This is a genomic window from Galbibacter sp. BG1, assembly GCF_013391805.1.
GTDB lineage: Bacteria > Bacteroidota > Bacteroidia > Flavobacteriales > Flavobacteriaceae > Galbibacter.
In genome coordinates this window covers 2,400,854-2,427,227 of record NZ_CP058364.1, presented here as the reverse complement: position 1 = coordinate 2,427,227, position 26,374 = coordinate 2,400,854, and the positions used below count along the sequence as shown (strand labels likewise).

The window sequence follows — 26,374 nt, the reverse complement described above, 5'->3', positions numbered from 1 at the left end:
TCCTTATAGACTTCTAAAATGTGCATCCAAAAACCGTATTTAATTTTATACTATATTTGAAAGTATATATGTGCAACAGTGTTAAATGCAACCGTTGTGCTTCATTTAAAAAAGACTGAATGATAGAAATAAACAAAGGAATTACAAAAAAGCACGTTACAAGCAAAATACTTGTTGATTTCTTTGAACAATCTGATTTTGATGGGTATTTGTACATTGGTTACCCAATCCTATTTACTGGAGATGATAGTGTGACCGTAGATGCACTTTGGATATCTGAAAAATATGGAATTATAATATTTGACTTAATCGAAAAGATTGAAGAACTAGACAATTTTACTTCTCGACAAGATATAATATTTAGTAAGATAGAATCTCAATTAATCGCATATCCAGAATTAAAAAAAGGAAGAAGAGAGTTTCTAGTTAACATCGAAGTCATAAGTTATGCTGGTGAACTTTGTGAAACGAACTTAGAAGAGTTTTTAGTTTCGAGTACGGATGATTTAAACGAATTTATTCAAAAGAGGAATGTTTGGAAAAACAATCAACTATTTACAAAAGTACTTTCAATTCTACAATCTGTAGTTAGTTTAAAAAAGGTTTCAACTAGAGAAATTAAAAAAGAAAATTCTAGAGGAGCTAAAGTTAGAGACTTAGAAACTACAATCGCGACTCTAGACAGGAACCAAGAGAAAGCTGTTATAGAATACTTTGAAGGAATACAAAGAATCCGTGGTCTTGCAGGTTCAGGAAAAACCATTGTACTTGCATTAAAGGCAGCATATTTTCATACTCAAAATCCGGACTGGGATATTGCGATAACCTTCAATACTCGTTCACTTAAAAATCAATTTCGAGATTTAATTACACGGTTTTGTGTAGAGAAAAAGAGAGAAACCCCTAATTGGAAAAAAATAAAAATTGTTAACGCTTGGGGCAGTTCGAAAGATAAAGAGGATGAAAAAGGAATTTATTACGATTACTGCATAACAAATCAAACTGAATATTTGGATTTTAGACGAGCTAAAAAATCTAATCCAAATAATCCATTTAAATATGCTTGTGGTAAAGCGATTAAAGAATCAAAAAAAAGCAAGGAGAAATATGATGCAATATTGGTAGATGAGGCTCAAGATTTATCAGAAGAATTTTTAAATATCTGTTATCGTCTTCTAAAATCACCATCCAAAAGATTGATTTATGCTTATGATGAATTACAAAAACTTAATGAGGGTGAATCACTTCCCAATCCTCAAGAATTTTTGATACCGAAAACTAAAACTTTTGATGATAGGATTCTAAAAGTTTGTTATAGAAATTCAAGACCTCTTCTTGTCACAGCACATTCCCTTGGATTTGGTATTTATCGAGAATCAAATAATTCAAATCCGAATTTAGTACAGTTCTTTGACCAGCCGCAATTATGGAAAGATGTAGGATATTCAATCAAGAAAGGTGAGTTCAAACCTCATTCAAATGTGATTTTAAGCAGAAGCGAAGAATCTAGTCCAAGATATTTAGAAACTCATTCAAATATCAATGATTTACTTGTTTTTAAATCTTTTGAAGACAAAGACAAACAAGCTGAATATATTGCAAATGAAATAGAAAAGAATTTGAATGAAGAAGAATTATTACACAATGATATTATAGTCATTAATCCTATGGCTTTAACCACTAAAGATGAAGTTTCCTTGATAAGGTCAAAGCTTATGAAAAAGGAAATTAACAGCCATATATCCGGCGCAGTTAATGCCAACAGATTTTTTGAAGAAGATTCGATAACATTTACAGGAATTAATAGAGCAAAGGGTAACGAAGTCCCAATGGTTTATATAATTAACTCTCAGGACTGTTATTCTGGTAACCTCTTCAATAATCGAGACTTAATAAAAAAAAGAAATATATTATTTACTGCAATCACAAGAAGTAAAGCTTGGGTTAGGGTCGTTGGTGTTGGAAATAAAATGGACAAACTAATTGAAGAGTACAATAAAGTAAAAGCTAAGAACTTCGAACTTGACTTTATTTATCCAACAAAAGAGGAAATTGAAAAAATGAATATAATTCATCGAGACATTACCAAAACAGAGGAGGATGAAATAAAAAATGAATTGGAATCATTATTTGGAATACAGGAAATACTAAAGAAAATAAAGAGAAAAGAGGTTTATGTAGAAGATTATCCAGATGAGGTTCAAGAACTAATAAAGAAATTACTTAATGACTGATAGGGTAGCCATTCATAAAGAAATAAAGAACTTGACCAATTTATTGGTAAATAAAAGTATTTCTATAAATCAAAACTTTCCAAAATATGTAAATAATGAATTAGTTTGGGAGAACTATAAAAACATATCTTTTTCATTAAAGAACGAAGCCTATGAAAAGATTTACAATACTTGTGTGAATGAAAAAGATTACAACATAATGCTTCTTGATGGAGCTTTATTGCAAATGAAATACCAATTTCATAGAAACAATATAGTTGGTCATATACTAAGTTTTTATCCAAACCCAACTTTTGAGAAGTTTCAAGATAATCCTGAAGAATTTGAAGAATTATATTTTGGAAACGAGTTATTTACGGATATTCTGGATAAAAAGACTATAATATTTCCTATTAGATTTGATTTTTCAGATGTTCATACAGATATAATACACCCAAGAGTACATTGCACTTTTGGCAATTATAAAGATTGTCGTATTCCAATCACAAAACCAATTTCACCAAAAAGATTTGTTTCTTTTATCTTAAGAAACTTTTACAGTTATAAATTTCTTGAAGATAATCTTGAAACGGAATTAGAGTCGAACTTAAACTTTGACGAATTAGCAACTGATAATGAAAAAAGATTACTTCATATTACATACTAGAAAAACGAAGCATAACAATGGCTCCTATACATAATTCGGGCTAAAGTGCGTACATGGAAATTGATTACAATAAATAAACTTTACAGTAGCAGGACAGTGAAGTGCCATGAAATCCCGCACAACTTCTAAGCTAGGCCGCTAACAAATGTTTATAAAATACCTCCCGCAAAAATAATTATTCAAACCTCATAAATATTTTCTTGAATATTTTCAAAAGCTTATTAGATTTAAATCAAAAAAATGGTAGGACTGGATAAATACATAGAAAAAAATGAAAATGCAATTTGCGTGGTTCTGACTATCAAAGCATTAGTTTTAATAATAGTTTTCGGAGAATTGTATTTTATTGCATTTTTTGTATTTATATTTTTAGGCTTTAAAATTATTTTACCAATTTTTCAGTTAATACTTTTAAGTATTATAACCCCTGAGCAAGAAAAAGCATATGAAACGAAATTAAAACAACGCTCAAAAGAAAATGAGTATAGAGAAACTAGAGTGGGATTAAATATTTCCAAAAGAGATTGGAATAAATTTTCAATTGAAAGAAAAAATAGCCTGAATTCATTATACTCAAATCAAAAGAAAGTAATTTGGAATAATTTTTCTCATAAAAATCCAAACAGTAATATTACATATAAATCTAGCCAATATTTTAACGTCATTTCTAAAGCTAATAATAGTTTAGAATGGCAAAATATATCTGAAAAAGAAAGAGTTTCTTTAATAGAAAAATATGATCGACTTCAATATAAAAGACAGAAAGTAGCAAGACTCAAAGAAGAGATAAAAAGAAAACCAATATTTGAGGAACAAAAAGAGTTAAATAAAATTACAGAAAGTAAGGAAATCGATTTTACTTTTAAGTTTCTCAAATATGCAAGTATAGCATTAATATTTTTTATCGTTTTTACTTGTGGCTCGAGAAAAAAAATTGGAGCTAAATGTAGAGATGGAACTTCATCTTATTCAACTGGTAGTGGAACTTGCTCACACCATAACGGGGTAAAAAGTTGGAAATATGAATATTGGTGGGATTAAAAAAAACATTTATTAACAAGATATACTATGAAAAGTACTAGTCCAGTTCTCCAAATTCACCATTTTTTTATCTACCTCATAATTTTTTTTTGGGAGAGCTATTTAGCTTGGAGAAGTATTTAAATCCCAATATTATAATCTTGAGGATATGATGTTCCAATTTCTACCATTTACAACATATGCCGACCTGAAAAATACTCTTTAAGAAGACTATTTAAATAGTTTGAAGACAAATATGGCATAAACATTCCAGAATAAAAGACTAATGCAATCTACCTGTAAACCAATCCAATGTGATTGGCTTTTTTGTTTTAAAAGGATCTTTTTTTAAATCACAAAATTCTAAATAATAAAACCGTATTAAATTTTATTCTATATTTGAAAGGTATATATGTGAGATATGTATATGTACAACCGTTGGCTGTAATTAATAGATAATATGGAAAGAACTGAAAATTTACTAAATGCAAATACCATATCATTTGCAGATATAATATCAGGTGACAATATTTATCAAGTCCCCTTGTTTCAAAGAGATTATTCTTGGAAAGAAGACAATTGGGATGACTTATGGCTTGATATTCAAAATTCTATTGAGGCCAGCTCGAGACATTATATGGGCTCAATTGTTCTTATTAAAAAAGGTAAAAAAGAACTAGAAATAATAGACGGACAACAACGTATTACCACATTAAGTTTACTTGCTTTAAGCTGTATTAGAGTACTAAATGATCTAATTGAGGCAGACATTGACAAGGATAACAATGAAGAGAGAAAAGACATTCTCATGCGAAAATTTGTTGGATTCAAATCAGCAAAGTCTTTAATGTTTTCACCAAAACTTAAACTTAATAAGTTAAATAATCCCATTTATTCAAGTTATTTAATTCAGTTTCATAAAGTTCCAAATATTACTCGGGAACCAATTTCCAACAAATCACTTGTTTATGCCTACGACTATTTCTATAAAAAACTTAAAGACACATATGATGTTGAATCATCTGTTGATGATTTAATTGATTTCATTGAATTTGTTGGCGATAATTTACAGTTTATTCAAATTACAGTTGTGGATGAGCTTAACGCTTATTTGGTATTTGAAACATTAAATGATAGAGGAATACCTCTAACTGTAACTGATTTATTTAAAAATTACTTATTCTCTAGAGTTAGTGAATCTGATCATGATCATTTAAAGAATAAATGGGACAGTATCCTTAAGTTTATCAAGTACAAAGACTTTGCTAACTTTTTAAGGTATTATTGGATTTCTCGAAATAGATTAATTACTGAAAAAGAACTTTTTAAGGCAATTAAAAAGGAAGTAACAAATCAAACGGAAGTAATGAGTATAATCTCTAACCTAGAATTGCATGCAGAAGTTTTTAATGCGTTATCAGATCCTAAGGATGATTTATGGAAAGGACAACAAGAGATTATCAAACATCTTTCAGAACTTCAACTATATGGCATTAAACAGCCATTTCCTTTACTACTTGCAGCTTATGAAAAATTTGACACCAGTAATTTTGCTAAGGTGGTTAAAATATGTTCCATAATTTCATTTCGTTATTCTGTCATTTCAGGATTAAAGACTAATGTTTTAGAGCAAGTATATTCGCGAGCGGCAAACAATATAATCAAAGAAATTAGCTCCAATCCAACACATGTTTTTAAAGATGTTAGCAGCTTGTATGTTAATGATGAAATATTCACAAATCAGTTCACATTAAAAGCTATTAAAACTACATCAAAAAATCGCCTAGTCCGTTACATTATGTACTCAATTGAAAACAAATTATCAGATAACGGGACAATGAATTTTGATGAAGATAATGGAACTATTGAACATATCTTACCAGAAAACCCAAATGAAGATTGGACTTCAAGTTTTGTAAAAGACACACAAATTCAATTTATCTATCGACTAGGTAACTATGCAGTTTTAGAAAAGAAACTAAATAAGGATTGTGAGAACAAAACAATTACAAATAAGAAGCCACTATACTTGAATTCTAAATATAAATTAGCCAATGAATTTGAATTTGACGTATGGAATCCAAACAACTTGAAAAAAAGGCAATCCAAATTAGCCAAGGTTGCTAAGCAAATTTGGCGTCTTGATTATTAATAAAAAACTACAGCCAACAACACCGATACGCAATGCCCTCCGGGACACTACACATATCTAAACCTTTGTAGCCAATACAAACACAAAATCAACAAAATAGAATGTTACCAAAAAGTTCTACCAATTTAAGATATCGTGTTCAGAAATTGAACCTACCGAGAACAAAGGCCCTATATCCTCTTTTTGAAGTTATAAGTAATTCTATTCACGCCATTCAAGAGAGAAAGGAAATCGAAAATACCTTTATAGGCAAAATCGAAGTCAAAGCAATACGAAATGGTGATGAAGAAGTTTTAAAACAGATTTCAGATATTGAACAATACCCTATTAATTCATTTACAGTAACAGACAATGGAATTGGTCTAAACAAGGAAAACCTAATTTCGTTTGCTGAATTTGATTCCGAGAAAAAACTTGCTATTGGAGGAAAAGGGGTTGGCAGATTAATTTGCCTAAAAGCATTTAACAAACTTATTGTAAAAAGTATCTACCAAAATGGTTCTAGCCTGAAATTAAGAAAGTTTGAATATAGAAAATCAAAAGAAGGCTTTCACGATTACGAAGATAATTTACAAACAAACCAAAAAAGTACAGGCACGAGCCTAACACTATCGCTATGTGAAGCAAAATACCAAAATTTCATACCTAAATCATTAATGGAAATTGGCAGACAAATTGTTAATCATTTTCAATTATATTTCATTCAAGGAATTCAACCAGAAATAATTATTAAGAATCAAGATGATATTGAAATTAATCTAAATAACTTATTTGAGAGAGAATTTGAGAAAGAAATACTTCAAAGTCATTTTACAATCTCAAAGCAATCATTTAGCGTATTTATCTCAAAATCTTTTAAAGCACAAAGTCATAAAATACATTATTGTGCTCACGAAAGAACAGTAAAAAGTGAAGGACTCTCTAAATCAATAAATGATTTTAATAGCAAAGTAGTTGATGGAGAAACTGAGTTTTATTTCCAAGTATTTGTTGTTGGTGATTATTTGAATAAAAACGTAAATGAATCGAGAACAAGTTTCAACTTTACCATTGAAGAATATGAAGATGAAATAGATTTAGAAGAAATTACACTTTCAAAGATTAGAAAAGAAACCATAAAATGCGTTGAAGAACTTTTAAAAGATTTTTTGACCAAAGTTAGAAAGGAGAAAATGGAGTTTTATGTTCCAATTATAGAACAAGAATATCCAAATTATAACACTATTCTTCAACACAAAAAAGAACAAATTGAAAAACTACCTGCAGGCCTATCTAAACAAGAGCTTGACATAAAATTATATGAAATAGAAAGTGAGTGGAGATTAGATGTAAAATCGAAAGGACTTGAATTAATCGACAAAGAAAAAGATATAACACAGCTCGACAACTATAAAGAGCGTTATTCTGAATTTCTAACGAACTTTAATGAAATAGGACAATCAGATTTAGCCAGATATATTGTTCATAGAAGGGCTGTTATTGATTTGCTTGACAAACTTATTGAACTAAATGAAGAAAATAAGTTTGAAAATGAAGATATTGTCCATAGTCTGTTTTTTCCAATTCGAGAAACTGGTAAAACAATAACTACGGATAAACAAAACTTATGGTTACTCGATGAACGGTTAACATACAATAAATTATTAGCATCTGACAAACTATTTAAACAGGTAGAAGAATTGAATTCGGACTCTTCTAAAAGAATGGACTTAGTTGTTAAAAAAGAAGATGTTTTTGAAAATGCTACACTTTATTCAGAAGATGAATATCCTTTTGAATCTTTCACAATTGTTGAATTCAAAAAACCTGAAAGAGATAACTATAAACAAGGTTCGTATAAAGATGACCCTATAAAGCAAGTTAGAACTTATGTTGAAGAAATAGTTAATGGTAATGAAAAAGTAAGGGGTAAAAGAATTGAAGCTAGTAAAAAGACGCCATTCTATTGTTACATTGTTGCGGACATAACACCAACTCTACAAAGTATTTTAGATTACGAAAGTTTTGACCAAACTCAAGATGGTTTGGGTTATTTTAGATTTTATGAAACAAATACTTCAAGAGCTTATATTGAAGTATTACCATTTAAAAAAATAATCAAAGACGCTAAACAAAGAAACAAAATACTATTTGACCAATTGAAATTAATTTAAAAAAGTACTGGCTACAACAATGGCCCCAATGAAAAGCACTAGCCCAGTTTTTCAAAGTCAATATTTATTTTTTTGTCTATCTAATAATGTTGTTTATCGGGTGTTAAATCGTTGATAATTTAAAAAGTTCTTTTGTTGTCACCCTGAACCTCCTCCCCTTTCGCAGGTGAGGATTCGGCTTCTCAGACACTGTTTCGAGTTGAGATTATGCTCCAATAGCTGCGGGGATCACAGTGCCTATTTTCCAATGATTCTTTGTAGCTTTTGTGGATGTTCCTGGAACCTCGGATACTGTTTCCCGTAGTCCGTTGGATATCTTTTGGATAAATACACACTCTTTTAGTACTCCTATAGGCTTATATAGGGCTTATCCAGGGAGTAACCCCTACTTAACTTGCTTAGAAGTTAACAAAATATAGGTTTTTAAACCTTAATTTTTGAGTAAATTCTACCAAATAAATGCCTTGGATTATTTATGGTTTTAAACACACCTAAAAAATAATTCTGGTAATTTGTAAGCTTCCCTTAAAACCGAACTGTTTAGAAGTATAATAATTTTATTAATTTTAAACAGCAATTATGAGAAAGAGTAAATTCAGTCCGCAACAGATCGCAAAGATTTTAAAAGAATTCGACAACGGCAAAACAGCTGCTCAGATCAGCCGTGAGCATGGGGTGAGCACCGCTGCCTTCTACAAATGGCGGGAACGCTATGCAGGGATGAGCGGTAAGGAGCTAAAACGGTTAAAGGAGCTCGAAGAGGAAAACCGTAAGCTCAAGCAGATGTATGCCACATTGGCCCTTGACCACCAGATGGCCAAGGAGGTTATCGAAAAAAAGCTTTAAAGCCCTGCCGTAAGCGGAGTATCAGCAAAGAGCTCATTCATTACGGTATCAGTAGGGCGTGCCGTGTCCTGGGAATGAGCAAGAGCGTTTATTACTACAACCCGATAGCCAAAGATGACAGTGAGATAGAACGAGCTTTGAAAGAGAAAGCTGAAGCGCATTCTGAAGAGGGGTTTTGGAAGGCTTACGACCGGTTGCGGGAAGAGGGCAAGCCATGGAACCATAAAAGGGTGTACAGGGTCTATGTGTCACTGGGGCTTCCCTTGAGAAGAAAGGCAAAGAAACGTTTACCGGCAAGGGTCAAGGAGCCTTTAAATGTACCAGATCAACTTAACCATACCTGGAGCATGGATTTTGTAACCGATGTCCTAGAGAACAAAAGACGCTTCAGGGCCTTTAACATCATCGATGATTTTAACAGGGAGGCGCTCCATATAGAAATAGACTTTTCATTGACCAGCAGCCGGGTGGTTTGGGTGCTCAACCATCTCATCAACAAAAGAGGGAAGCCCCGGAAGATACGGATGGACAATGGGCCGGAATTTATCGCCGAGATCGCATCACAATGGAGCGAAATGCACGAGATAGCTTTCCAGTACATACAGCCTGGGAAACCAACCCAAAATGCTTTTATAGAACGCTTCAATGGCAGCTATAGACGCGGGGTACTAAACAAATACATATTCCAGAACATTGATCAGGTAAGGGAACAGACGCAAATATGGGTCGATGACTACAATAACCACAGACCTCACGATGCCTTGGGAAAAATCCCTCCGGTAAAATATGCAAAACTTAATTCTACTTTGGCTAGCCAAAGTAGAATTAAAAACGGTATTTTTAAACCAGTTTTAGAAAATTAAGCAGTTCTATTATGGGGAAGCTTACAAGAGACCGTTAAAAAAATATGGGAATGGTAAAATAATGATTTCAACTATTGAAAAAACTGACATCATAAAGACGAAACCGCATTGTCACAACTCAAACTATTCAATCTAAAACATATAAAGCTCACTATCGGGCTTATATTCATTTTGTAGTCTTAAGATGATTTAACTGTATCCTACTTTTATTTAAAGAACCCTCTAGTCTTACCGTTTTGAATTATGTGATTTTCTCCCTAAATACCATAATCAATCTGTAACAATTATAAAAATTGAAATACTAGTATATAAAACTGTCTACGATGAAAAAAATGCTTTAGCTCCAATGGAATGGAATTAAGAATTTTCATAAATAGTTTATTAAAGGGAATTTGCTATGGATTATTACTTTAATATATTATAAGGTGTTTAAAATAAAGACTTAAAAGATGTTCTTTATCAACTATTAAATAAGAATGAAATTGAAAAATTTATCTCAATTCGATCGATTCTATTTTAGAATCAAATCAAACCGATGGTATTGGCTCTTTTCCATTTTTTGTCGTTTGAGCTTGGCCTATGCCTTCATATTCGCTGGTATGGTCAAAATATTAGGAGAACGGTTTGCAAGTGGACTATCCACTAATCATCCCATGGGAGCCTATCTGGAAGCCCTGCATCAAACGGGTTACTACTATACCTATATAGGAATTGTGCAGGTAGTTGCAGGGGCTTTATTACTTATTCCTGGAACAGTTCTGCTCGGTGCTTTGCTTTACTTTCCCGTAATTGTGAATATTTGGATCTTGTCCTATGCTCTAAGATTTGAGGGTTCTTACGTTACCTCGCCTTTAATGGTACTTGCCAATCTATATTTACTCATTTGGAATTACGATAGACTACGGTACATTCTTCCCTTCAAGCAATTCCCAGATTACAAGGTCTTTAAAAAACCTGTTAAATACGATACCCGTTTTCCTGGGTGGTTTGTGATTTCCGTTATAGCTGTTGTAATCCTTGTCGTACTGGGATCACAGTTCGGCCATGAGGCCATGCCCAGAAATTCTATGACAGATTGTAGGGTTCAATTTACTGATACCCGAAATGAAGGCCCCGGATATACTTTTTGTGATTGTATCCATAAGTATGGAAGAGCTTTGAATAGGTGTCTTGAAGAATTCGAGCGTACTAAAAATTAATATGTTTAATTTGCCTTTATTAACATTAAAAAATATTCGGTGCTTGGCCGACCACTAAAATGAAGCAGTCCATCCTATTTCTATTGGGATAAATTATCAGGGGCCAGTTCCAAGAATCCAGCAAAATCTTTAGCCGCCATAAGGAGACAATCTTGGATTAGCCCAGTCTTTTGATCAAAAACAGCTATTGACAGGTAGTGATGATAACCGTGCTATTCCAAGGGACTCAAATGACAATATCGCTTTCCAAACCTAGGTACACGAAAGAAGCGTAAATGATGTAAACTTGGCTCCAGACAATAAAAGATTTATTACTGCAGGGAGTGATCAAACTTTTACCATTTTGGATATTAATAGTGATAAAATCAAAACGGTCGTTGCAGACGACATCTATGTAAAAACCGTATTTTATTCCATTGATGGCAAGTACATATTGAGTAGTGGCGGTGATTATATCGCTAAATTATGGACTTCGGAGGGGATTTTATAAGGACTTTCGAAGGCCATAGCTGCAGGATTTATCAAGCCTCCTTCTCTCCAAACGATGAATCTATTGTGTTGGCGGGTTGTGACCAAACCTTTTCCATAGGGAAATGTTCAGGGAATTTTCTTTTAAAAAAGAGTTCCACAACAGTGGGGTAAGTGCGTTGAGCTTTTCGTCAGACGGAAAAAATTTTTAACCGCAAGATTTGACAAATCAGCCGCGCTTTGGGATGCTAAAGGAGACTTGCTTCAAAAATTTATAGGACATGGTGGTGAAATAAATCAAGCTGAATTCTCCCCCAATGGTCAAAATATCATCACTGCCAGTAAAGATACCAAAGTAAAATTGTGGAACTTGGATAGTACTTTAATCCAGACTTTAAATAAAGAAAGAAGATCGGCAGATTATACCAGCGCCACCTTTTCAAGAGACGATAAATTTATAATTATGTCTACCCCAAACCATACCGCTGAATTTCTATAAGCTCCCTAACCCGGTTATTTTCATTTTTTATTCCTTATATGAAAATCCCCTTCACCTCCTTATAGATCCTATTGTAATTTTCTTTTAATTCCTTGGCGGTATATACATTTTGGGGCCATGGTTTTTCCTTGGGATGGTTTGGCTCCGGAAAACGCACCTTGCGATCCTTTCCATCGGCAAAACTGATAAACTCCCCTTCCATTAACTTATAGAACACACTAGCCCGGTTCTTGACCACCTCCCGCTCCCCTGTGGTCACCCTCCTATCAAAGCTCATGGAACTTCCCGTGGTCACGCTCCTTGTCTTTGTTTTGATCATTTCAAAAAACTGCTCGTAATACCTGGCCGTAAGTGGATCGTTGGCTTTCCCAAAAAATTGGTAGGAGAGGTTGCTCAGCACTGCCCTGCTCCCCTTATCCCCGTACATCATATCGTTCTGCACCTTGTCCTGAAGTACATATACCGTGGCAATATCAAAACTTCGGAGGGTTGCCGGGATGCGGTGCATGTTCAAGAGCCGTAGGGTGGGCGCTTCTTCCATCAGGAGAAAGGATGGTTTGGAATTCCGGACGGACATCTGCTTGATCACCGTATGCATAATAGTGGCGATGATGGGCGAATAGGCAGCTTCGTACAGGGGATTATTGATCACACTGACGATGGTGGGTCTATCCAATCGGTTTAAGTTTAACGGTACGCCATCAGCAGAAAGCGCCATAAACAGACGTTGGCTGCTTATCTTTTTAAAGGCATTGGAAAGGGTACTCTTCACCCCTGCCGTTTGCCTTTCCGATTCCACCCCCTGTATAAAGGCCGCTGCCATCCCTGCCGCAATGCGGTTGGTCTGTAAAAAGGCGACAAGGCTTTCCGTATCCAGCATTTGGTACATGACGATCAGGTGCGGCAAGGTACAGTAGTTCGGGTAGGTGGTCTTCAATTTCCAGATAAGTCCGCTGATAAGCCCTTCGGCCGCATCGGTAAAAAAGCGGTTGGATCCCATCTGTTCCTCCATCCGATGTTCCAAAAGGTTCTCCAGCAGCACCCGTGAGACTTCATACACACTTTCCTCATTCGGAAGGTATTTAGGGGCAATGGGATTGACCTTGGAATAGATCGTATCAAAACAGATCACCTTAAAATCAACTTCGGCATCTTTCCATAAAGGATAAGCGAACTCCGTAATCTCAAAATGCTTATAATCATGGATGATCCCACAGAATCGATGCTTCCTAAAATGTTCCAACAGCCCATAGGTTACACTTTCCGTTTTTCCACTTCCCGCAGAGCCCATAACGGAAATCCCGCGTCTGATGTTCTTTAGGGTAAGTCGTCCCGCCTTTAACTTTAATATCACTTTGAAGCGCTTATCCCCTGCCTGTTGCCCGTCCTTCGAAGTGCTTATTAGGATTATGGCTTGTATAGCCACCACAGGGCAGTACAGCCAAAGAATGCTCCTTAAAACGGAAGTTGCCCCCAATCCAGAAACCCCATCCAACCACAGCAGGGTGAAGCCCACTATCGCTATGGCAAACCCATGGGTGCGGTACCTCCCAAGAAAAAAAGAAATCAAGGCAACAAATGCCAAGAATAGAATATGGTGGTGTAGTGTTCCCATTAGTACTTTTTAATACCCTATGGAAGAGGCGTTAATACCCTTTGTGATCCCTTTCTTCAATTGTTTTAAGGCCTCCACTGCCAGCTGTGCTTTGTTGGTAGGGATTTTCACCACAGGTACATGCTGGTGTTTTAACAGTTTCACCGCCAAGGCACGCTCATTTTCGGGGAGCTTCAATACCTTGGCAAAAAACTTGGTCGGGTTGCGTTTAAAGGTTTTTCTCGCCTTATACGTTTCCACATAGTTCCGCTGGTAGCCAAATGTTTTATCGAACAACTTTTCGGCACCCTTAAAAAATCGGTCACGGTCAAATCCACGTTTTACCTGCTTTCCGTTCAAGGTGACTTCGGAGGCCCTGTACTTGCTCCCTGGGGAAAGGCTTACGCTATTGGAGGCATCCTTGCGGCTTACAATGATATGGATATGGCTTTGGTAGCCCGGTTTCTCCATTCCCTGCACAATTCGTTGCCCTGCTACTTTATGGGGGGCTTCCCGCTCCAAACGGTACAGCTCCCGGTACAACTCTTTTTGCTTTTTTGCAACTGTAGGTGTGTCGGTTTTCGGAATATCAACGTTGTTTTTCGGAAAATCGTGGTCCCATTTTCGGAGCTCATTCTTGATCTCAAGGATCCTATCGGCATATTTCTGGTTTTCCTTGACCTCCCGGTCCGTGCCCTTAAAATAGCGTTTGTGTTCCAGCTTTGCATAGTACTTGATGTCCTCGATACAAAGGGGCCGTCCGTCAATCTCCCGGTGAAAACATTGAACATACTGCTCCATGAGCGACTTGGTATATTTCTTAAGTGCCTCCGCGGAATTCTCAAGGTGCCTGAGTTCCCGCTGACTGGGGTTGATGGTTATCGAATAGAACTTGGGCTCCTTTTTTTTGAGTTTGGAGGTGTTGCTGTCAATTTCCCTGATCACCTCCCCTTTCCCGATCCTCTCACCATATTGGTTAAAAAAGTGTTCCAGGTCCTGCTTGTTTTCGGGGGATTCGGATCCCAGGATGCTTTCATTCTCCTTTTCCAAGTAATCGACATAGCTGCCCACACTTGTTGGAAACTTCCCCCCTATTTTCTGTGCTGAAATCGTTACGTACATCCTCCATTGATTTAAAATTCATCCATATCCTTATTCTTTTCCACGAACTTCGGCGGTTTCTTCTCGGGGTTCCTTTCCACAAACCTGGGTGCCTGCTTCAAGGCTGCCTCCTCAAAGAGCGCCTGTAGCATCGCCATGGTAGGTTTTGTTTGTGTATTTTCCTGCTCCCTGATGATGGCAATCACATGGTTGATCCTTTTCTTTAGGAGGCTCTCCAGGGTTTGGATTTTAGGGTCCATTTTTTCCTTGGGGGAAAGCCCGCTGCCTTCAAAAAATTCTAACATTATAAGCAAGGTCATGGATTGGGAATATCCAAGTTGTCGGCAATATTTTCTGAATTTCCGCACCACAGGTTCCTTGATCTTGACTGTCACAAAACGTTCCTTTTCATAGCCTTTATCCATTTTTTAGTAAATTTTGAATAGGTTTTATTGGGCCGGGCCCATTTTTTAGTAAAAAAGCGGTTGGCGATGTACCTCTAATCCCTAACTATTGATGTGATTTAAGATGAAAACCCTTTAAATCCCATCTACCTAAATCCGTAACCTCGCGCCAGCGGGTTACCCTCTTGCTTCTCCTATTCCCGGCCGCATCGGGCCGGAAAATTTTCCATAGTTGTCCATACAGATAAATATACCCACTATCCAAATGAATGAGAAACGGCGTTTCTAGGCATTTCCCTAGAAATGAATAGATAATAAATTAAAAGGATGAACTGGAGGATTTTTAACGCCAGCTCCGTCAGTTCCGAACAGAAAAAAGACCCTTGGATAGGGTCTCTTATTGTTTAGGGTTGTGATCGTACATATTCTTTGCTCTAAAGGTCGTACAAAGAAAGTTCAAAGCCATCTGGATAATCCCTTGGGTCGTAATCCGGGTGTTCAGTACTGCCGTTGATGTTCTCGATTTTATCCCTAATTGATTTTTTAAAGAATACCTTTATCGGCAAAACTGAAATACTGTCCGTCCGGGCTCAAAATAATATGGTCCAAGATCTTCACATCCAGATAAAACCCCGCTTTCAAGATCTTTCGGGTGAGTTCCCTGTCCTGTTCACTGGCTTTGAGCTTTCCAGAGGGGTGGTTATGGCAAAGGATGACGGCAGTGGTCAGGCTCTTTAAGATAACCGCAAACATAATACGGATGTCCACCACCGTTCCCGTGATCCCTCCAATGGAATGGGTATAAATTCCCTTGATGCTATTGGAATTGTTCAAAAGCAAAATTTTAAAGGTTTCCTGTAGGGCTATGGTATTGGGATCAAAGGATTGGTAAAGCAATTCAGCTGCTTGGTTGCTATTGGTAATAGCGGTCTCAACACTGGTCAAAAAACGCTCCTTATAGGAAATTTCTATCTCTTTAACGGTACTTAACATGATAATCGCATATAATTTTGTACATTTTATGGTTTTCATAAAAAGATCAAGTTCAAACTAACCAACCAGGTTCCCCCGAACTTGATCTTTTATTTATCCTTATGCTTTTCCGCCCATAAATAGGATCTCTCAAACGATCACCTCGGTCACATAGCGTTTAACGCCCTCTTTGTCCTCGTAGGATCGGGAAGACAATTTCCCCTGTACGGCAATTTCCTTGCCTGTAAAAACATACTCTTCGATAAGGGATGCAATTTTCCCCCATGCCACTAATTGGTGCCAATCGGTATTGGTCTGTTTTTCCCCTTTGGAATCCTTGTAGTTCTCATTGGTCGCCAATGAAATCTTGGCTACCTTTTTTCCGTTTTCCAATACGGTCACTTGGGGCTCCTGTCCCACATGTCCGATAAGCTGTACTTGATTTTTTAATGTGCTCATAATACTTTGTTTTTAGCGCCTGCACGAGACAGGCATGGTTATTGAATATCCCCTTTTCGATACCGGCAACGGTTCCGAAGAACTTTCATTTAAACGTTTCCAAAACAAAAGCCAACATTTTAAGGGGTGTTTGTTTGCCTTCTTGCGTGCATAGCACTATAAAAGAAGTGGGTTCTGTCAAGGCTTTTGGACGGAAATCGGGAGTGTCTGCAACGTGGTTTTTACCGTAAGGGCTAAAAACAAGGAAGTAGATACCCTATTTATGGACAAAACTCCGTACAGCCTTGACGGGTTCCATAAGGGGCCTTTAAGAATCCTTATCGCGGGGGTTTTGAAAGTGAGCGTACGGGAAGTTAAGCGAGCTTTCAAAAGGCTGGCGATCTAGTATTCTTTGGCGCCTGCCTTGGTTTCCGAAGCACCGGGAACCAATCAAGGGCTTCTTTTATTATAAAACCCTTAAAATGTGAAGAAGAAGCCCTATGTTTTTAGTCCTTCACAGGATAAATTCCCAAAGAAGAATTTACCGAGAAGGGCTTTTTTAAAAAACCTTAGGGCTGCTAGCCGCTGACTCTTTACGAGATTGTTTAGTTTTAGAAAAAGTACAATATATTACTTAAAATCAAACCAATCTAATAACATAACAAAGACAAATCAAGTTATTCAGTTACTTTTAAGTTTAACTTTAAGGAGTTCCATATCCTTGCTAATTTTATGTTCTAAAACCTTAGCATAAATTTGAGTAGTTGCCAATTTCGTGTGTCCTAAGAGCTTAGATACAGTCTCAATGGGGACTCCATTGGACAAAGTTATTGTTGTAGCAAAGGTGTGTCTTGCTACATGAAATGTTAATGATTTTTCGATTTGGCATAAATCAGCAATTTCTTTTAAGTAAGAATTTAATTTTTGATTGCTGTATTTAGGGAAAACAAAATCAGAATTTAGATTATTCTTTTTGTATTTGCTAATCAAGACTTCTGCTTTATTGAGAATAGGAATCTTTAAAGCTGTTTTAGATTTTGTTCTGATAGCATATATCCAAAGATTTTTATCGCTTCCAATCCTGATGTTTTCATGCTTCAGATTTATGATATCTATATATGAAAGTCCTGTATAGCAAGAGAATACAAACAAATCTCTTACCGTAAGCAGTCTTGGTATTTGAATATTTAAATCTTCTATCGCTTTTAATTCAAGAACTGTTAAAAATGGTCTTTCCCGCTTCTCCAACCTAGTTTTAAATTTGACAAAAGGGTCTTTTGAAATCCACTCCATATGATAACTCATGGTAACCATTTTTCTCAGGCGTTGAAGATGTTTCATAACAACATTGTTGCTCATGTTTTTAACATGGTGCCCTGAATAATAAGAACGTAAAAAACTTTCAAAAGAGACTATAAAAGAATAATCAAGGTTTTTTAAAAAATAATCACATTTATTATATTCTTTATTTACAAACTCTGACAAATATCTTTGACTGGTTTTATAATGCCGAAGAGTATTGACATTTAAACGGTCTTTCATTTTTTCGTTATGATACGCCATGAGATCTCCAAGAGTTTTATTCCTATCTTCTAGACCTACAAATTTCGATTTGATGAGTTTGGCAGTGATAACCTTATCCTCTCTATCTAAACTTCTATATATTTCGAGTACTTTATGATGGACGTCTGATATATACCTATTTAAAGAAACTGAACTAGGCGAACTTCCTTTCAGTCGTGATTTTTGTGAATTCCATAGTTGAAGGGGAACTTTTTGCTTAAGACTGATGTTAGCCCTTCTCTGGTTAACAGTTATTCTGAGGTAAAGCTCAGCTTTATCATTTTTAGCTCGGGAAGCATTAATCCAAAAAGTGATGGAGAAAGAATGTTGATTTTGCATAGTTGTTGAGTTTTAAAAATTAAACAATCAATTGAAACGAAAATCAAATCAACTATACCTTTTAAAAATACTGTTTTTAAGGGTTCGGTCAACAAAAATGATACATATTTAAATGTTGACCGATATGTTAACCAAACTGTTTGGAAACAATTCTATATAAATAAAATCATAAAACCAAAAAAACCTTGCTAATCAATAAGTTAGCAAGGTTTTTAATTAGGAATATACTCCTAAAAGTGATCGCGCCAGGATTCGAACCTGGGACCGTCTGCTTAGAAGGCAGATGCTCTATCCAGCTGAGCTACGCGACCTTAATATGTCGGGGTGGCAGGATTCGAACCTGCGACCTCCGCGTCCCAAACGCGGCGCGATAACCGGGCTACGCTACACCCCGATGGCTATCTAAGCTTCAACAAAATTGAAACAATTTATAAAAGAAAAAGCGGAGAGACAGGGATTCGAACCCTGGCAACACTTACGCGTTGACAGATTAGCAATCTGCTCCATTACCACTCTGGCACCTCTCCTTTTCTTTAATATTATTATGAACGTGCAACCTGAAATTGCGGATGCAAATGTAGTAGTTCATCTAGAACAATGCAACTATTTTTACAAAAAAATTTACATCCATTTAATACATCTCTAATAACCAATAAAATACTATTCCGGATATTCGATTCTTAAATGATAAATATTCGTCAATTTCTGCTTTAAAACCTTCTTTATAGATTGAATTTCTTTAAATGTAATGTTCGCATTTAAAAACTGATCTTCATCAATTTGCTTATTTATTATTTTATCCACAAAATCATTAATAGTAGAAAAAGTAGGGTTTTTTAAACTTTTGGAAGCTGCCTCAACAGAATCAGACATCATTAGGATTGCAGTTTCCTTTGAAAATGGGATCGGCCCCGGATATTGAAAGTCTTCTTTATTTACATTTTCCTCCAATTCGTATGCCTTTCTATAAAAATAATAAACCAAGGAGGTTCCGTGGTGGGTTCTTATAAAGTCTATAACCCGATCTGGAAGATTGTTCTTTTTGGCCATTTCTATCCCTTCAATAACGTGATTGATGATGATTTTAGCACTTTCCTCGGGAGATAATTCGTTATGAGGGTTAACACTGGTGGTTTGGTTTTCTGTAAAATAGGCAGGATTGTTCATCTTTCCTATATCATGATACAGCGCCCCTACCCTTACCAACATGGAATTAGCCCCTATTTCATTTGCAGCGGCTTCTGCCAAATTGGCCACTTGTAGCGAATGGTGAAAAGTTCCGGGTGCTTTATCCGAGAGCTCTTTTAAAAGTCTGGAATTGGTATCCGAGAGCTCCAACAAAGATACGTCTGATACTAATGAGAATAGCTTTTCGTAAATATAAATAAGTGGAAAAGCTGCCAGCGTTGCCAACCCATTTAATACAAATAAGCCAAAAGTAACCCAATGGATATTTTCAAAATTCCCTTCATGAATTACATAAAAAGCAAAATATGCAATTATATAAACCAATGTAATCTGGCCCACGGAGATAAATAAATTGGCTCTTTTATGAAGCTCCGAAATTGTTTGAATGGTTACAATCCCAGCTATAATTTGCAAGAAAACATATTCAAAACTATTGGGCACAATAAAGCCCAGTAATAGAACCGTTAATACATGGGTAAACAAACCCAACCGCGGATCGAAAAAGGCTTTTAAAATTAGTGGCATGATACAAAGTGGTACCACATACACATATTGAACGTTGAATTTTACAATGGTGGTGGTAAGAAAAATCATCACCAGAATATTAAAAAATATAAAAGTGACCTTATTGTTGTTTACGAAAACTTCGGGGCGATATTTTTGCAAAAACAACAATAACATAAACAGCGTTAAACCAACCAAAATGGTATATCCAAAAACAATCCAATTATAATTGTTTTCGTTCCAAAGTTTCGACTGATATTCCTTTCTCAAGGAATTGAGAATATTATATTTTTCCCCTTCCACCACTTCCCCTTTGGCTATAATTCGCTTGCCTTTGTCGACATTTCCCCTCGTGGTGGTTACTTTAGCGAGCTCTCGTTCTAATGTTTTTTGTGTTAGGTCGCTATCAAAAAAAACATTGGGCTGAATAATATCAAAATACAAACTGTTGAAACGGTCTTTATAAGAAGTTAGGTTTTTTTCTGATAAGAAGGAATTTATCATTCGGTCCAACTGATTGAGTTTCACAAAACTTCCGTAAAGTACCGTCTTCTCTTCATTTCCTTGTACTACGTTAACGACTTTGTCTTCTTTATAATCCACATTATTTTGCACCACTCCCTTATCATAAATACGGTTTAAAAGCTCCACTCCCGCACCCTGTATTTTGTTGAGCTGATCGTCGATAAAATCTTCCGCAGAAAAGTAAGATGAAAACTTTTCATCATACCCATGGAGAACCGCATCTTTAATGGCAGCTTCATACTTAAAATAGTCGGGATGATTGGCCGAAATGGCAGCCTTATCATTTTTTATTTCCTCATCAGTCTTATAAATAGCAAAATCAAAAGGGGCATAAAGTGTTTCGTATTGCCATAATTTTCCTTTTTGAAAATCGTATTTAAATTTTCCCCCTTTCGGAAATAAATAAACAACGAGAATGATGGTGGCTATAAATAAAAAACCTTTATAGATTAAAGATTGATTTTTATAAAGATTATCTAAGAAATTCTTCATTCATTAGGTATTGATATTCAAATGTAACAAAAAATAGCATCCTTATGGCTATTTATTAAAAACGAACTTCTTGTGATAATCTTCTTAAATTAACTAAATTCGCAATTACAAAACGAGTATTATGAAGAAAGTGGTTATAGTTTCGGCTGCAAGAACGCCAATAGGAAGTTTTTTAGGTGCACTTTCAACAGTTGCTGCACCAAAATTAGGTTCCATCGCAATAAAAGGAGCATTAGATAAAATAAAATTAGATCCCTCTTTAGTGGAAGAAGTATTAATGGGGAATGTGGTTCAAGCTGGTGAAGGCCAAGCACCAGCCCGTCAAGCCGCCATTTACGCAGGAATCCCAGATACCGTTCCATGTACTACGGTAAATAAAGTATGTGCCAGTGGCATGAAAGCGGTAATGCAAGGAGCACAAGCAATTGCGCTTGGCGATGCTTCTATAATTGTTGCAGGTGGTATGGAAAATATGAGTTTGATTCCACATTATGTGCACATGCGCAAGGGCACTAAATTTGGTCCAGGAAAATTGGAAGACGGCCTTCAAAAAGATGGCTTGGTAGACGCCTATGACCAAAATGCAATGGGTGTCTGCGGGGATGCCTGTGCTACCGAATATGGTTTTAGCAGAGAAGATCAAGATGCTTTTGCCGTACAGTCTTACCAAAGATCTGCGAAGGCATGGGAAGAAGGAAAATTTGATAATGAAGTAGTTCCAGTAGAAGTACCACAAAGACGTGGAGATGCTTTGGTGGTAAAAGAAGACGAAGAATATAAGAACGTTAAGCTGGAAAAAATAGCATCGCTAAGACCAGCATTCAGTAAAGACGGTACTGTTACTGCTGCCAACGCTTCCACTATTAACGATGGCGCCGGAGCCGTGGTTTTAATGAGTGAAGAAAAGGCGAAAGAATTAGGACTTAAGCCACTGGCTACCATAATAAGCTATGCCGACGCTGCCCAAGAGCCGAAATGGTTTACGACGGCACCTGCAAAAGCATTGCCGAAAGCTTTAGCAAAAGCAAATTTAGAATTAGATGATATCGATTTCTTTGAATTTAATGAAGCTTTTTCTGTGGTTGGCCTGGCCAATATGAAAATTTTAGGATTAAATGATACCAATGTAAATGTAAACGGGGGCGCCGTTTCTTTAGGCCATCCATTAGGATGTTCTGGAGTGCGTATTTTAATTACGCTTCTTAGCGTTTTAGAGCAAAATAACGGTAAAAGAGGTGCTGCAGCTATATGTAATGGCGGCGGAGGTGCTTCTGCAATAGTGGTAGAGAGAAATTAATCCTATTAAAATAACATCATTATAAATGCAATACGGTATTTGTCATCTAAGTATTGTTCCTTTACGTACCGAACCCCAACATACAGGAGAATTAAGCTCTCAAGTGCTATATGGCGAACATTTTAAAGTGTTGGAACAGCGTAAACATTGGAGTAGAATTCGGTTGGCTTTTGACAAATACGAAGGTTGGATTGAAAACATCCAATACCAGCTTATAGACGAAGAACTTTACCAAACTATAGAAGCCGAAACTATGGTTCTATCTTCAGACTTGGTTGAATTTATCTATGATGCACAAAACAATTTAATCCCGATACCTTTAGGGTGCAACATAAATTGCGCTTCCCACTTAAATGCCAATTTCGATGGGGAGCGCAAAAGTGGTGTCCTTCCGAAGGAAAACATAGTAGAAGCAGCCCTTTTGTACATTAACAGTCCCTACCTCTGGGGAGGAAAAACCCCATTTGGCATAGACGGATCTGGGCTGGCTCAAATGGTCTACAAATTGAATGGTTACAAACTCTCCAGGGATGCCGCTCAGCAAGCAAAACAGGGAGAACCCCTTAGCTTTATTGAGGAAAGTGAACCCGGGGACCTCGCTTTTTTTGATGATGAGGAGGGAAACATTATCCATGTCGGCATCATCATGAAAGATAATTATATTATCCATTCCCACGGAAAAGTACGGATCGATCGTTTAGACCATACCGGTATTTTTAATGTGGATAAAAAAGTGCACACCCACAAGCTTCGTGTCATCAAGAAAATAGTGTAATCCGTCGAATTGCACTTTGGCCATGTTAACAATCTGAAAAGTCAATTTCTTCTTAACCAGCCCAGTAGAATAGTGTTCAAGGAATTAAAATCTTTTTCGAGAAAATCGCAGGTGTATATTTAGCTTCCATTCAGAAAAATAAAAACGTATATTTTTTATGGTCGCGCTTCCAATTCATTTTCATTAGAATTTGTAAATTACCGGGCAAAACCACTAACCAATGTCTTTTTATATTAACCGAAGGAACTTTTTAAAGTCCGCTACAGCTGCAACACTATTCACTGCTTATGGCGCCTATGGGCATCGTTTAATGTTTCCATCAAAAAAACTTAAAGTAGGTTTAATAGGAACCGGTTGGTACGGCAAAAGCGATTTAATGCGACTTATACAGGTTACCGATGTGGAAGTGGTTGCGCTATGCGATGTAGATCGAAAAATGCTTCATGAAGCTTCTACCCTTGTTGTCCAACGAAATAAGCAAACCAAAGCCCCCCGTCTTTTCAATGACTACAGAACCATGCTTTCTTCTGAAGAAATGGACATTGTTTTAATTGGAACACCCGACCATTGGCATGCATTAAACACCATTGAAGCCCTGAAAGCTGGGTGCCATGTATATGTACAGAAACCAACAGGAGTAGATGTAATGGAAGGGGAAGCGATGATAAAAGCTACCCAAAAATACAATAAAGTAGTTCAAGTGGGACTGCAAAGAAGAAGCACCCCTCACCTAATTAATGCGAAAAAAAACATAGTGGAAGCTGGCCTACTAGGAAAAATTGGCCATGTAGAAATGTGTTGCTATTACCATATGCGAGCTAATGGAACTAGGGAAGAACAACCCATACCAGAATTTTTTGATTATGATATGTGGTGTGGCCCGGCTCCCAAATTAAATTACACAGGCCTACCCCATCGACAATGGTGGCGGGCACGAATGGAGTACAGCAACGGTGTTATGGGCGATATGTGCGTACACATGCTGGATGCCGTTAGATGGATGTTGGGTTTAGGTTGGCCAAAAAGCATTCAGTCTAAAGGGGGTATTTATGTTGAAAAAGGTGGTTTTGCCAATACAGCAGATTCTCAAACCGCTATTTTCGAATACGAAGATTTCAATTGTGTTTGGAACCACCGTACCTGGGGAAACCCAACAGATCCAGAATATCCATGGGCATTTTTTATTTATGGGGAAAATGGAGTTTTAAAAGCCAGTGTAAAGAAATATGAGTTTATATCCAACGATGGCAAGACCCATATTAAAAAAGATGTGGTCTACGAACGGAAAAAATTTCCAGAAGACCTTAAAGAAAAAAATATCGAACTGCATACCGCACCTGCTACTAGAGGGCATATGCTGGATTTTTTGAGTGCTATAGACCAAGGCACCAAACCCATAGCCAATATTGAAGAGGGGCATATTTCTTCTGCCAGTTGTATAATGGCAAACCTATCGGTGGAGCTTGGTAGACCGCTTCAATACGACGCCAACTCTTATACTTTTATTAATGATGCAGAGGCGAACCAATTTTTATCCAGAACATATAGAAAAGGATGGAAACACCCTTATCCCAAAGATTTTAGCTAAAAAGAAATAGAACTAAACTTTTTTCTGTAGTAGATTTTCATTTTTAGAATCTGAAAAACACCTTTTTTGGGGTTTCATGACGGTCCCGATACCCTTAACAACCTATCTAATAGGGTTGTTTAACCATTTTTACACGTGGCGGTACGTATCTTACGGGGTCATTAACGTATCCCAAGAGGTTTCTAGCGTATCCAGATAGGCTACGCAACGTATCGACCGGGGCTGAAAACGTGTATTTATAGGTATATCGACGTATCCAGATAGGTTATGTAACGTGTCTAGTGGGGTTGCAAACCTATATTTATACGTATAGTAAGGTATCCAGATAGGCTATACAACGGGTCAGACAGGGTTAAAAACGTGTAATTATACGTATGGCAACGTATCCGGACACGTCTATGGACGTATCTGGATACTTTTATTAGCTTGAATTAACTATTGATAGGCATTTAAATCTTGTAATTACCGTTTTCAAGAACTTAAAACCTAAGGTAAAGGTCACATCTTTACTTCTCCAATATAATTTTATCGATCATGTTGAGCTCCGTTTTTGTAAACTTTATATTATTAAGAGCTTCCAGGTTATCTTTTAACTGCGAGACCTTACTTACCCCTATTAAAACGGATGTTATACGCTCATCCTTTAAAAGCCATGCGATAGCCATTTGCGCAAGACTTTGACCTCTTTTAACGGCAATTTCGTTTAAGGCTTTAATCTTACTAATTAATTCTGGAGTAATTTTAGAGGAATCTAAATACGTTCCTTTTTTAGCCGCCCTTGAGTCCTCTGGAATTCCACCTAGGTATTTAGAGGTAAGAATCCCTTGTTCTAAGGGAGAAAAAGCAATACTCCCAATACCGGTCTTTGTAAAAACATCTAGGAGCCCATCTTCTACCCATCGGTCCATCATATTATATCTAGGTTGATGGATTAAAAATGGTGTCCCTTGCTCTTTTAAAATTTTAGCTGCTTGTTGGGTTTCTTCTGCTTTGTAGTTAGAAACCCCTACATACAAAGCCTTACCTTGCCTCACAATTTGATCTAAAGCTCCCATGGTTTCTTCCAAAGGCATATTCGGGTCTGGACGGTGGTGATAAAAAATATCCACATAATCCAGTTTCATTCTTCTTAACGACTGATCCAAACTAGATATCAAATACTTTCGGGATCCCCAATTTCCATAAGGCCCCCGGCCACATATCGTACCCCGCTTTTGTAGAAATAATGAGTTCATCCCGGTACTTTTTAAAATCCCTTTTAAAAATTTTTCCGAAGTTCTTTTCTGCCGTTCCGTAGGGAGGGCCGTAATTATTGGCCAAATCGAAATGGGTTATACCATGATCAAAGGCAGTACGTAAGAGTTTAGCAGCATTATCAAAATCTGCATGATCTCCAAAATTATGCCATAAGCCTAGAGACAATAAGGGTAAATCTATTCCGCTTTTACCACATCTTCTGTATTGCATTTCTTGATACCTATTTTCGGAAGGCTTATATTTTTTCATCTTTATAT

The 26,374-nt window shown here is 36.4% G+C and carries 21 protein-coding genes and 3 tRNA genes; 12 read left to right on the top strand and 12 right to left on the bottom strand.

Features of this window, described 5'->3' with window-relative positions; translation table 11 throughout:
* The first annotated feature begins 119 nt into the window (after positions 1–119).
* From HX109_RS10645 to HX109_RS10605, 9 genes are all read left to right on the top strand, one after another.
* Positions 120–2,234, top strand: coding sequence for a DEAD/DEAH box helicase (locus HX109_RS10645; protein ID WP_178951796.1), 2,115 nt, complete (start codon positions 120–122; stop codon positions 2,232–2,234).
* Positions 2,227–2,880, top strand: coding sequence for a DUF2290 domain-containing protein (locus HX109_RS10640; protein ID WP_178951794.1), 654 nt, complete (start codon positions 2,227–2,229; stop codon positions 2,878–2,880). Before HX109_RS10645 ends, HX109_RS10640 begins: the two co-directional genes overlap by 8 nt.
* Before the next feature lie 240 nt (positions 2,881–3,120).
* Positions 3,121–3,921: a hypothetical protein gene (locus HX109_RS10635; protein ID WP_178951792.1), complete on the top strand. Its 801-nt coding sequence runs from the start codon at positions 3,121–3,123 to the stop codon at positions 3,919–3,921.
* A gap of 439 nt (positions 3,922–4,360) precedes the next feature.
* Positions 4,361–6,052 (top strand): DUF262 domain-containing protein, encoded by a 1,692-nt coding sequence (locus HX109_RS10630; protein WP_178951790.1) that lies wholly within the window; start codon positions 4,361–4,363, stop codon positions 6,050–6,052.
* A 101-nt stretch (positions 6,053–6,153) separates the two neighbouring features.
* A complete protein-coding gene (locus tag HX109_RS10625; protein ID WP_178951788.1) occupies positions 6,154–8,205 on the top strand; it encodes an ATP-binding protein in 2,052 nt (683 codons plus the stop codon).
* Between the two features lie 579 nt (positions 8,206–8,784).
* Positions 8,785–9,914, top strand: a protein-coding gene (locus HX109_RS10620; protein ID WP_178951786.1) for an IS3 family transposase whose coding sequence is annotated in 2 segments (ribosomal slippage) — positions 8,785–9,046 and positions 9,046–9,914 — 1,131 coding nt in all. Because the reading frame shifts where the segments join, the coding sequence is not laid out codon by codon here.
* 599 nt (positions 9,915–10,513) lie between these two features.
* The gene (locus tag HX109_RS10615) at positions 10,514–11,113 is read left to right on the top strand and encodes a DoxX family protein (RefSeq protein ID WP_255462677.1); all 600 of its coding nucleotides are present in this window, start codon (positions 10,514–10,516) and stop codon (positions 11,111–11,113) included.
* Between the two features lie 286 nt (positions 11,114–11,399).
* A complete protein-coding gene (locus tag HX109_RS10610) occupies positions 11,400–11,603 on the top strand; it encodes a hypothetical protein (RefSeq protein WP_178951782.1) in 204 nt (67 codons plus the stop codon).
* A 237-nt stretch (positions 11,604–11,840) separates the two neighbouring features.
* Positions 11,841–12,080: a WD40 repeat domain-containing protein gene (locus tag HX109_RS10605; RefSeq protein ID WP_178951781.1), complete on the top strand. Its 240-nt coding sequence runs from the start codon at positions 11,841–11,843 to the stop codon at positions 12,078–12,080.
* Between the two features lie 34 nt (positions 12,081–12,114).
* Here the strand turns inward: HX109_RS10605 and HX109_RS10600 are convergent, their stop codons facing one another.
* From HX109_RS10600 to HX109_RS10555, 10 genes are all read right to left on the bottom strand, one after another.
* A complete protein-coding gene (locus HX109_RS10600; RefSeq protein ID WP_178951779.1) occupies positions 12,115–13,695 on the bottom strand; it encodes a type IV secretory system conjugative DNA transfer family protein in 1,581 nt (526 codons plus the stop codon).
* 9 nt (positions 13,696–13,704) lie between these two features.
* Positions 13,705–14,796, bottom strand: a complete 1,092-nt coding sequence (gene mobB / locus HX109_RS10595; protein WP_178951777.1) for a MobB family relaxase — start codon at positions 14,794–14,796, stop codon at positions 13,705–13,707.
* Between the two features lie 11 nt (positions 14,797–14,807).
* Positions 14,808–15,200 carry a BfmA/BtgA family mobilization protein gene (locus HX109_RS10590; protein ID WP_178951775.1) on the bottom strand — a complete coding sequence of 131 codons (393 nt, stop codon included), beginning with the start codon at positions 15,198–15,200 and terminating at the stop codon, positions 14,808–14,810.
* Between the two features lie 522 nt (positions 15,201–15,722).
* Complete coding sequence (locus HX109_RS10585) at positions 15,723–16,172, bottom strand: JAB domain-containing protein (RefSeq protein WP_178954158.1); 450 nt, start codon at positions 16,170–16,172, stop codon at positions 15,723–15,725.
* 129 nt (positions 16,173–16,301) lie between these two features.
* Positions 16,302–16,610: a single-stranded DNA-binding protein gene (locus HX109_RS10580; RefSeq protein WP_178951773.1), complete on the bottom strand. Its 309-nt coding sequence runs from the start codon at positions 16,608–16,610 to the stop codon at positions 16,302–16,304.
* A 660-nt stretch (positions 16,611–17,270) separates the two neighbouring features.
* On the bottom strand, positions 17,271–18,491 hold the full coding sequence (locus tag HX109_RS10575) for a site-specific integrase (RefSeq protein WP_178951771.1): 1,221 nt from the start codon (positions 18,489–18,491) through the stop codon (positions 17,271–17,273).
* 237 nt (positions 18,492–18,728) lie between these two features.
* Positions 18,729–18,802 (bottom strand) — tRNA-Arg (locus HX109_RS10570).
* Between the two features lie 8 nt (positions 18,803–18,810).
* A tRNA-Pro gene (locus HX109_RS10565) sits at positions 18,811–18,885 on the bottom strand.
* A gap of 49 nt (positions 18,886–18,934) precedes the next feature.
* Positions 18,935–19,018: transfer RNA gene (locus HX109_RS10560), tRNA-Ser, on the bottom strand.
* Positions 19,019–19,151: 133 nt separating this feature from the next.
* Positions 19,152–21,200, bottom strand: coding sequence for an HD family phosphohydrolase (locus HX109_RS10555; RefSeq protein ID WP_178951769.1), 2,049 nt, complete (start codon positions 21,198–21,200; stop codon positions 19,152–19,154).
* Between the two features lie 121 nt (positions 21,201–21,321).
* Between HX109_RS10555 and HX109_RS10550 the strand changes: the two genes are divergently transcribed.
* From HX109_RS10550 to HX109_RS10540, 3 genes are all read left to right on the top strand, one after another.
* The gene (locus HX109_RS10550; RefSeq protein WP_178951767.1) at positions 21,322–22,497 is read left to right on the top strand and encodes an acetyl-CoA C-acyltransferase; all 1,176 of its coding nucleotides are present in this window, start codon (positions 21,322–21,324) and stop codon (positions 22,495–22,497) included.
* Between the two features lie 25 nt (positions 22,498–22,522).
* On the top strand, positions 22,523–23,272 hold the full coding sequence (locus tag HX109_RS10545; RefSeq protein WP_178951766.1) for a C40 family peptidase: 750 nt from the start codon (positions 22,523–22,525) through the stop codon (positions 23,270–23,272).
* Between the two features lie 220 nt (positions 23,273–23,492).
* Positions 23,493–24,860 (top strand): Gfo/Idh/MocA family protein, encoded by a 1,368-nt coding sequence (locus HX109_RS10540; RefSeq protein ID WP_178951764.1) that lies wholly within the window; start codon positions 23,493–23,495, stop codon positions 24,858–24,860.
* A 506-nt stretch (positions 24,861–25,366) separates the two neighbouring features.
* Here HX109_RS10540 and HX109_RS10535 read toward each other — a convergent pair.
* On the bottom strand, positions 25,367–26,095 hold the full coding sequence (locus HX109_RS10535) for an aldo/keto reductase (protein ID WP_255462676.1): 729 nt from the start codon (positions 26,093–26,095) through the stop codon (positions 25,367–25,369).
* Positions 26,007–26,366 (bottom strand): aldo/keto reductase, encoded by a 360-nt coding sequence (locus HX109_RS16335; RefSeq protein WP_255462675.1) that lies wholly within the window; start codon positions 26,364–26,366, stop codon positions 26,007–26,009. Before HX109_RS16335 ends, HX109_RS10535 begins: the two co-directional genes overlap by 89 nt.
* Positions 26,367–26,374 lie beyond the last annotated feature (8 nt).